This window comes from Brachyspira pilosicoli (assembly GCF_019402445.1).
Taxonomy (GTDB): Bacteria; Spirochaetota; Brachyspiria; order Brachyspirales; family Brachyspiraceae; genus Brachyspira; species Brachyspira pilosicoli_B.
In genome coordinates this window covers 1-6,617 of the sequence record NZ_SRZM01000354.1, presented here as the reverse complement: position 1 = coordinate 6,617, position 6,617 = coordinate 1, and the positions used below count along the sequence as shown (strand labels likewise).

The window sequence follows — 6,617 nt, the reverse complement described above, 5'->3', positions numbered from 1 at the left end:
GGTGCGAGCTGCGGGAAAAAGAACAATAAAAACTCGATAAAATTTAAAATTTATTTAATAAAAAAAGATAGCACTAATATAAGCACTATCTTTTATAATCTAAACAATATTAAAAAATCTTTATTTCAATACAAATTTATTTAAGTATTCATAAACAAATATAGCAAGTATTATAAGCGGTATAATGTAACTGCTATAAAGTCTTAAATATGCAGGGAATTTAACTCCCTCACCAGTATTAACCTCTTTAAGAAAATTATCAAATCCCCAGCCAAACTTTCTAGTACAGAAGAATAAAGTAACTAAAGCACCAAGAGGAAGTATATTATTACTTACTATAAAGTCTAATAAATCAAGTATTACAGTACCCTCGCCTAAAGGATTAATATGTGATAAAACATTAAAACCTAAAGCAGTAGGCAAGCTTCCAAAGAAGACTACTAAAAACAATATTACAGAAACTTTCTTTCTTGATAATCCAAACTTATCCATAGCAAAAGAGTATATATTTTCAAATACAGCGATTATAGTAGTAAGAGCAGCCATAGCAAGGAACAAGAAAAATAAAGAACCCCATAATCTTCCCAAAGGCATAGAGTTAAATATATTAGGCAAAGTAACAAAAGTTAAGCCAGCTCCCTGACCAGGATTAACATTAAAAGCAAAACTAGCAGGAAATATTAAAAGACCAGCAAGCAAAGCCACTAATGTATCTAATGCTACAACTATAAGAGCTTCCCCTGTTAATCTTTGTTTTTTATCTATATAGCTTCCAAATATAGCCATTCCGCCCTGACCAACACTAAGAGAGAAGAAAGCCTGTCCAATAGCAGCATAAAATATACCAATAAAACCAGAAAATCCACCGCCGAATAATTTATTGAAATCAGGAATTAAATAGAATTTTAAACCCTCAACAGCACCATCTAAAGTTACAGCTCTTATTATTAACACTATAAGCAAAGCAAATAAAGATATCATCATAAACTTACTTGCTCTCTCAACTCCGTTTTGAAGACCAAAAGAACAAATTAAAATACCTATTAATACACTAACCCCCATCCATAAAACTAAAGTAGAAGGGCTTCCAAGTACGCCATTAAAGAAAGTTCCAATCTGATCGGCATTCAATGAAGTAAATTTACCAGTTAAAGTAAAATAGAAATAAGATAAACACCAACCGCATATAGTAGTGTAAAATAACATAAGAAGCACATTACCAATAATTTGAACATACCCTATTTTGTGCCAATGCTGACCTTTTTTCTCTAATTTTAGAAAAGAGTTAGATATATCATGTCCGCCGGCTCTTCCTACAGCAAACTCCATAATCATAGGTATAGTACAAAATGCCACTATAGATATAATATAAAGTACAACAAATGCACCTCCGCCGTACTGACCTGTAATATAAGGAAATCTCCAAACATTACCCATACCTACAGCACAACCAGCTGAAACAAGTATAAACCCTAATCTGCTGCCAAGTTTTTCTCTCTCTTTCATAAGTAATACTCCAATAAAAACATTAAAAAATGTTATGTTTCTATATACAATAATGTAGTATGATATTATATAAAACAAATAAAATCAATAGCTAACACTTTTTAATATACATTTTATTGACAAAAAAATTTACTATTATATACTTTTTTTATGAGTTCATCTATCAATTTATCTACAAACATCAAAACTCAATTAAGACATGAATTAAGATTAAACGCTCAAACAAAATTATGGCTAGATACAATATCAATGCCTGCAATAGAATTAAAAGAAAAGATAGAAAAAGAAATGGAAGAAAACCCTTTCTTGGAATATGATTTTAAAAATAGTAGTAGTAAAGATATTGATAATATAATAGAGAACACACTTCAAAGCGAGGGCGAAAGCCTATTTGAACACCTTAAAACACAAATAAATATAGCATTTGACAATAAAAAAGATATAGAATTAGCAGAACATATATGCAGTTTTATAGATAAAGACGGATATATAAAAACACCATACGAAACAATATCAGAAACATTAAATGCAAATATAAAAGATGTACAGAGAATAATTAATATATTAAAAACCTTCGACCCATTAGGAGTTTGTGCGAAGGATATTGGAGAATGTTTATCTATACAGCTTAAATCGAGAGATGATATAGAAGAGAGTATAAAAGAAATAGCTATAAAAATAGTAGAAAAGTTCTTAAAAGAGCTTGGAAATAAAAATTATGACTATATAGCAAATGAAATTAATATTACTAAAGATAAAGTACTTGAAGCTCTAAAAATAATACAAACATTAGAGCCCTACCCTGCAAGAGAATATGACACTACCCCTATAAAATACATAGTACCTGAAATTTTTATATTCAAAGAAAACAATGAGTGGGTTGTAAAAACTAATGAAAGCTTTATAAAACCCTTGAAAATTAGCAAAAAATATAGTAAACTAATAAATGAGGGGAAAAATAATAGAGAAGATATAAACTTTTTGAAAGAAAAAAAGAAAATGGCTGAAAATTTAATAAATGCCGTTAGTGAAAGAAAAAAAACACTATTAAAAGTAGGCGAAGGATTATTAAAATTTCAACTTCCTTTCTTTGAAAATGGAAAAGAGTTTGTAAAGCCCTTAAAATTACAAGATTTATCATTGGAAGTCTCTTTAAGTGAGTCTACAATAAGCAGAATATCAAATGGTAAATACTTAAATACAGTTTGGGGTACTTTTTCTATAAAATATTTCTTTTCAAAAGAGCTTAAAGGTGGTGTATCATCTAGAGCTGTTAAAGAAATAATAAAAAGAATAATAAAAGACTCCCCTGTTAAATTGACTGATGAAAAAATAAGGCTGATATTAAAAAGCGAAGGTATTGATATATCAAGAAGAACAGTTGCTAAATATAGGCTTTCATCGTCAATATTATAAAAATCAAAGGAGAAATTTTATGCATCAAAACATTATAGGTAAAAATGTGAGAATCACTAAAAACGTAAGAGAACATATAGCTAATAAGATGCAAAATATAAAAGTTCATTCTGATAAAATCATAGATGCTAATATCATCTGTGAGCATATACATGAAGAATATATAGTTCAAGGTACTATCACTTTCGGTAAACAAGTATTCCATGATAAAGAAAAAGAAAAAGACTTGTATGCAGCAATAGATACAATGTTCCAAAAAATAGAAAGAAAGGTTAGAAAATCTAAAGAGAAAAATATAGATAAATCTCAAAGAGCTGTAGTTGATAAAAGTGTACAAGCTGAAGATGATGCTTCTTATTCTATAAATACAGTATCTTTGTATGAAAAACCTTTAGATGAAATTGATGCTCTTGTTATATTTAATCATGATAAAAGACCGTATCTTGCTTATTTCCCTATAAAAAGAGAAGAAGATTTATATAGCGTAAAAATAGGTAAGTATCCTTCTTATTTATTTAAAGGAAATGATTCTAAAACTTATGAAATATATGAAAGTGATGATTCTAATTCTTGGAATATAGATGAAGTAAGTTTAACTAGCGACAATAATATAGATGCTAGTTCAAGTAAAAAATATGAATTAAAAGAATATAATGTGAGTGAGGCAGTAAACTACTTAACAGAAAACAACAATGAAAAGTTTGTAGTATATGTAAGTAGTGTTACAGGTCAGGTAGAAGCTTTATATAAAGAATCAGATATATCTTTTACTTTAATAAGAATATTTGAGATATAATTTTTTATAAATTAATACTATTTTGGAGGGCTTAATAAAAATGAGCTTGATAGACTATATCAACAAAGATGCAATAATGATAGATGTTCAAGAGACGGATAAAGAACGTTTGCTCTCTAAAATGGTAGAAAGGCTTAATGAATGCGGTCTTTTGCTGAATAAAGATGAGGCAGAACATTCAATTATGGCTAGGGAAAAGCTTATGAGCACTGGGGTTGGAAGTGGCATAGCTATTCCGCATGCTAAAACTGATGCTGTAGACAAAATAGTTTTAACTGTTGCCACAATAAAAAATGGTATAAATTATAAATCTGTAGACAAGAAAAAAGTATTTATAGTTTTTATGCTTCTTGCCCCTAAGGATTCTGCATCAGAAAATTTAAAAGTATTAACTACAATAGCTAAAATACTTAGAGATAATAGTCATTTTGTAGAGAAACTTATAAATACAGATAAAAATGAAGATATAATATCTCTTATCGCTAAAGAGGAAATGAAATTATAATGCCTAAAAAAATAAATGTTGAAAAATTCCTTGAAATCAACGAAAACAGAAACAACATATTAAAAATAAGAAGATTAACAGGTTTAATTGGCATGAAAAATGAAATATATAGTTGCGATGTCAATAGACCTGGTATGGCATTATTTAGATATTTTCAGGATTTCGCTTTTGAAAGAATACAAATATTTGGAAAAGGCGAAGGAAATTATGTTGTAACTTTAGACAAAGAAAATAAGACTGATATATTTGAAGAGATGCTTTCTTATAAGATTCCTATATGTATATTTACTTATGGGCTTGTACCACCTGAATCTTTTATAGAGATTGCCAAAAAGAATGATATATGTGTTATTGTTACTGAGCTTCCTACTAATGAGTTTGTATTATCTATGCAAAACTTAATAGAAGAGGAGTTTTTAGAATCTTTTAGAGTTCATGGCGGGCTTGTTGAGGTTTTTGGGGTTGGAATTTTAATATTAGGTAAAAGCGGTGTTGGTAAGAGTGAGGCTACTTTAGAGCTTATATATAAAGGTCATAGGCTTATAGCAGATGATACTGTTGAATTTAAAAAATTAAAAGACGGTAGAATTATTGGTAAAAAGCATGATGTTATTAAGCATAAAATGGAAGTGAGGGGTATTGGAATAGTAGATATAAGCAGGCTTTCTGGTATGAGTGCCATTAGAGATAAAAAAAGGCTTGATTTGGTGATTGAGCTTGAGCAGTGGAAAGATGATGAACAGTATGACAGAATGGGGCTTTATGATAAAACTTATAATATACTAAACACCGAAATACCTTATATAAAATTGCCTGTGCGTGCCGGAAGAAACATATGTATATTAATAGAAACTGCCGCTAAAAACTTACGTTTAAAAGAGATGGGCTATAATAGTGCTAAAGAATTGGATAAAGATTTAATAGAAGCTATGCAAAAAAAAGGTTCATAAAAACAAACATATCTATTATATTAAAAAAGGATTAGAGATATATGTCAAAAATAGCTGTTGGTATGAGTGCGGGAGTAGATTCTACAACAACGGCAAAACTTTTAAAAGAACAGAGTAATGAAGTTTTTGGTGTTACAATGCTTCTTTGGGACGGTGATGAGAGGGCTCCTTTAGCTGGTTCTTGTTATGGTCCTTATCAAAATAAAGTGGTTGAAGAATGCAAAAAATATGCTGCTCAAATTGGCATTGATTATTATGCTTTTGATGTTAGTGAATTATTTCAAAAAAAAGTAATAGATTATGTAAAAGATTCATACAAAAAAGGACTCACTCCAAACCCTTGTATAATGTGTAATAGAGAAATTAAGTTTATGGCTTTATTTGATGCTATAGAAAAAAGCGGTTTAACTTTTGATAAATTTGCTACTGGGCATTATGCAGGCGTAAGATATGATGAAGAGAGTAAAAGATATATACTTTTAAGAGGAAAAAACCATATAAAAGACCAATCTTATTTTTTATATAGATTAACTCAAGAGCAATTATCAAAAATAATGTTTCCTATGTATGAAATGACTAAGGAAGATACAAGAAACTTAGCAAGAGAATATAACCTTATTGATGTGGCAGAGAAAACCGACAGTCAAGATTTTTTTGCAGGTGAATATCATAGATTATTTGATGAAGACTTAGAAGGAAATATTGTGCATATAGAAACTAATGAAATATTAGGTAAGCATAATGGAATATGGCATTATACAGTTGGGCAGAGAAAAGGACTTGGTATTGCATACAAAGAGCCTCTTTTTATAATATCATTAGACAGCAGCACTAACACTGTTTATGTTGGAAATAAAAATCACACCATTATAGACAAAGTTACAATATATGATATAAATTGGATAGTAAACAAAAGAGAAAAAGAGTTTACAGCATTGGTAAAAACAAGAAGTGCCCATAAAGGTACTATGGCAAATGTAGTACCAATAGATGAAAATAGAATAGATATACATTTTTTAGAGCCTACAGGTATAGTAGCCAAAGGACAATCATGTGTTTGCTATGACGGCGAGATTACATTGTGCGGCGGAATTGTATATTAAAACAATAATTTCTATCAACTTTTTCCCACAGCTCACGCTGTGCGGACTTCGTCAAAGTTTTCGCCCTTTGGGCACGCTTCGCGAAAGTACAAGTGTTTTATATTTGTATGTTTGGAATATATATAAACTATATTGTAATACCAACGTTTTAAGCATACACAATGCAGTCTTTTTGCTTCTTTGGGTCACCAAAAGAAGTTGGGGGGCTACCCTACGGGCACGCTTCGCAGGGTGGCTAGTCCCCGCAAGCAATAAAAATATAAAAACTGAATTTTTACAGACTTAAAATTTTTAGTGTATGTTAAAACAATTTTTTTCTTGTTCTTTTTCCCGCAGCTTAC

At 29.8% G+C, this 6,617-nt stretch carries 6 protein-coding genes; 5 read left to right on the top strand and 1 reads right to left on the bottom strand.

Annotated elements, in window-relative coordinates; translation table 11 throughout:
* Positions 1-120 precede the first annotated feature (120 nt).
* Positions 121-1,506 (bottom strand): sodium-dependent transporter, encoded by a 1,386-nt coding sequence (locus E6A48_RS10575; RefSeq protein ID WP_219710185.1) that lies wholly within the window; start codon positions 1,504-1,506, stop codon positions 121-123.
* Between the two features lie 150 nt (positions 1,507-1,656).
* Between E6A48_RS10575 and rpoN the strand changes: the two genes are divergently transcribed.
* From rpoN to mnmA, 5 genes are read left to right on the top strand one after another with little or no spacing between them, the layout of a single operon-like run.
* A complete protein-coding gene (gene rpoN / locus E6A48_RS10570; protein ID WP_219710183.1) occupies positions 1,657-2,922 on the top strand; it encodes an RNA polymerase factor sigma-54 in 1,266 nt (421 codons plus the stop codon).
* 19 nt (positions 2,923-2,941) lie between these two features.
* The gene (hpf, locus tag E6A48_RS10565) at positions 2,942-3,718 is read left to right on the top strand and encodes a ribosome hibernation-promoting factor, HPF/YfiA family (RefSeq protein WP_219710181.1); all 777 of its coding nucleotides are present in this window, start codon (positions 2,942-2,944) and stop codon (positions 3,716-3,718) included.
* 40 nt (positions 3,719-3,758) lie between these two features.
* Positions 3,759-4,223 (top strand): PTS sugar transporter subunit IIA, encoded by a 465-nt coding sequence (locus tag E6A48_RS10560; RefSeq protein WP_219710179.1) that lies wholly within the window; start codon positions 3,759-3,761, stop codon positions 4,221-4,223.
* Positions 4,223-5,173, top strand: coding sequence for an HPr(Ser) kinase/phosphatase (hprK, locus tag E6A48_RS10555; protein ID WP_013244531.1), 951 nt, complete (start codon positions 4,223-4,225; stop codon positions 5,171-5,173). The genes E6A48_RS10560 and hprK overlap by 1 nt, the downstream gene beginning before the upstream one ends.
* A 41-nt stretch (positions 5,174-5,214) precedes the next feature.
* Entirely contained in the window at positions 5,215-6,276 is a 1,062-nt protein-coding gene (mnmA, locus tag E6A48_RS10550; protein WP_219710176.1) for a tRNA 2-thiouridine(34) synthase MnmA, read from the top strand.
* Positions 6,277-6,617: the final 341 nt, after the last annotated feature.

Bases quoted from the DNA above. Each gene is read 5' to 3' on its own strand.
- rpoN (WP_219710183.1), top strand. From the start codon at position 1,657: ATGAGTTCATCTATCAATTTATCTACAAACATCAAAACTCAATTAAGA.
- E6A48_RS10575 (WP_219710185.1), bottom strand. From the start codon at position 1,506: ATGAAAGAGAGAGAAAAACTTGGCAGCAGATTAGGGTTTATACTTGTT.
- mnmA (WP_219710176.1), top strand. From the start codon at position 5,215: ATGTCAAAAATAGCTGTTGGTATGAGTGCGGGAGTAGATTCTACAACA.
- E6A48_RS10560 (WP_219710179.1), top strand. From the start codon at position 3,759: ATGAGCTTGATAGACTATATCAACAAAGATGCAATAATGATAGATGTT.
- hpf (WP_219710181.1), top strand. From the start codon at position 2,942: ATGCATCAAAACATTATAGGTAAAAATGTGAGAATCACTAAAAACGTA.
- hprK (WP_013244531.1), top strand. From the start codon at position 4,223: ATGCCTAAAAAAATAAATGTTGAAAAATTCCTTGAAATCAACGAAAAC.